We start from the raw sequence: 771 nt of genomic DNA on the forward strand, positions 1-771 counted from the left end.
AAATGCCTTTTTGGAATTGAATCTGATTTTTAGCCATTTTCATTTACCTCCACACAGACTTATTTTAAGTATACGCCTATGGGAGCTGAATTTAAGTGATAATCAGGAAAACAATTTAATTTTTTAGTGCGCTCATAATACTCATGGCTTGCTCTTTATCTTTTACCCCCATTCTGAATGAAGGATTTAAAGAAGTTTGAATAGTCGCCGTGACAAGATGAGTACCTTTAAATGATATTGTCATTTGGGTGCCGATGTTTTTATTGATTAAAGCATCAAAGTGAGCAAAGCATTGTTTATCGTTTTTTATCGCTATTTCTATCTGGTCATTCCCCCCTTCGTCTGGCCCTAAATAATCGATTTTATCGGTACAAGCGTGAGTTAAGATAAAATTGCCACCGGATGAAAATGCAAATTTCAATCCCTCTTCTGCTTGTGTTTGTCTGTTTGGGTTATTTTTACCGGAGCACCCGGTTATTACGGAGAGAAGTAACATAATAACAAACAAATTTTTCATGATTCTAACCCTGTTATATTGAATAATCACCTTCAATATAATCTATACCCGTAATCATTGAAGATGCTTGATTTTATCCGAAATGGAGATCATTATCCTCGCTATGAAAATATTTATTACATCAGAACAAAAAATCAAACTTGAACGTCTTCACGACACCACTCGTGATGGTCAAGTACGAGACAGAATAAAAGCGATCCTTCTGGCTTCTGAAGGGTGGAGTTCTGTGATGATAGCCCAGGCATTGCGACTCC

1 protein-coding gene and 1 pseudogene are annotated in these 771 nt (G+C 36.4%); one reads left to right on the forward strand and one right to left on the reverse strand.

The window, feature by feature from the left end; all coding sequences use genetic code 11:
• Positions 1 to 115: 115 nt before the first annotated feature.
• On the reverse strand, positions 116 to 517 hold the full coding sequence (locus tag SLS51_RS23045; protein ID WP_058589461.1) for a hypothetical protein: 402 nt from the start codon (positions 515 to 517) through the stop codon (positions 116 to 118).
• Positions 518 to 620: 103 nt separating this feature from the next.
• Here SLS51_RS23045 and SLS51_RS23050 point away from each other — a divergent pair.
• Positions 621 to 771: pseudogene (locus SLS51_RS23050) on the forward strand (IS630 family transposase); the annotation flags it as partial.

The sequence above is a fragment of the Photorhabdus africana genome (assembly GCF_035181445.1).
In the GTDB taxonomy this organism is placed as follows: Bacteria; Pseudomonadota; Gammaproteobacteria; order Enterobacterales; family Enterobacteriaceae; genus Photorhabdus; species Photorhabdus laumondii.